The sequence below is a fragment of the Rhizobacter sp. P1_G5 genome (assembly GCF_056405435.1).
In genome coordinates this window covers 1-1179 of the sequence record NZ_JBFUCB010001030.1, presented here as the reverse complement: position 1 = coordinate 1179, position 1179 = coordinate 1, and the positions used below count along the sequence as shown (strand labels likewise).

General features: G+C 65.3%; 2 protein-coding genes. Both read right to left on the bottom strand.

Annotation, left to right across the window (positions count from 1 at the left end; translation table 11 throughout):
• On the bottom strand, nucleotides 1-796 hold a 796-nt coding region (locus AC1D12_RS33755), incomplete at its 3' end, for a hypothetical protein (RefSeq protein ID WP_477845438.1).
• On the bottom strand, nucleotides 793-1179 hold a 387-nt coding region (locus tag AC1D12_RS33750; protein WP_477845437.1), incomplete at its 5' end, for a hypothetical protein. The genes AC1D12_RS33755 and AC1D12_RS33750, both read right to left, overlap by 4 nt.

Sequence of the window (1179 nt, the reverse complement as noted above, 5' to 3'; positions counted from 1 at the left end):
TCGATGAACCGACCCAGGACCTATCGTCGAGCAGGATGCAGGTACCGAGGTTTTCTCGTTGGAATGCCTGTTTGTCGATGATGTGAAGCCTCCCCCGGAGCGCGAGTTGTGACAGAAGCAAGACGATGCCGTTGCCGATGGCGCCGCCTCCCACCATCACGGTGTCGGGAAGCGTGAGCGACGGCGGCAGCAGCGGGCCGAGTGACGTCGGCGAGGTGCTCAACTCGAACAGTGAGAACTGCGTCGCATCCAGTAGCGGCGCCGTATCGCGTGGGATGCCATAGACGCGCTTGAAGACCTCGGTGACACCGAGTGACGCGGCCATCAGCGCCGCCAACGGATTGCTCTGGTCACAGCCCGTGGTCAGCGGCGTCGGACCCGAGGACACGCGCGCCACCCAGCCGTTTGAGTTGATGGACGTCCATGGCAGGTGGGCGTCGACGCGCGTGCCGATGTTGAGGATGGCCGTTGCGGCACTCCACGCCACCGGTGCGCCCTCGCGCACGACGAGCACGCTTCCTTTGGTCCAGACGGTCGTGGCGAGTCGCTGCACTTCGTCTTCGAACTGGCCGAGCCCGGCTGGCAGGACGACCGTCAGAGGCCCCACGATCCGCGACAGCAGCCGCAGGCTGTCGAGCAGGCACCATCGCCCGTTTTGCGTTACGAGCGTGGCGTGTTCCCCGGTCAACACGACCGGGCGCGAGAACACCGTGACCTCATCCAGTTCGACGCCGCCCAGCCCCTGGGCCACGCCAAGCGGCCGGCTCGATGCGATGTCGCTGTGAGCGGAGATCATGCCGGCACCTCCAGCTTCACGACTTCCACCTTCGCGGGCGAGATCGCAATTCGGCGCGCGACCTCAGTCGAGTCGAGGCGTCGATAGTTGCCGCGATCGAACAGATGAACACCGCACGCATCGATATCCGTGACCGGGCGCTGGGCGTAGTGCGGACAGACGAGCGATAGATAATCTTGGCACCGGACGCCGTACTTTTCGTCGACTTCCGACAAGTCCACGAAGAGACCGGGGTGCGAGTGGATCTGACCCACCAGGTACGTCCCCAGCGCGTCCGCCAAGTCGGTCAGCCGCGCCATCGCGTTCCACGACAGCTTCAGCTGGAGCGGCGATGCGCGAAAACCCGGGCCGCGCGGCGCCACGATGTGCGTCACGTGCGCATG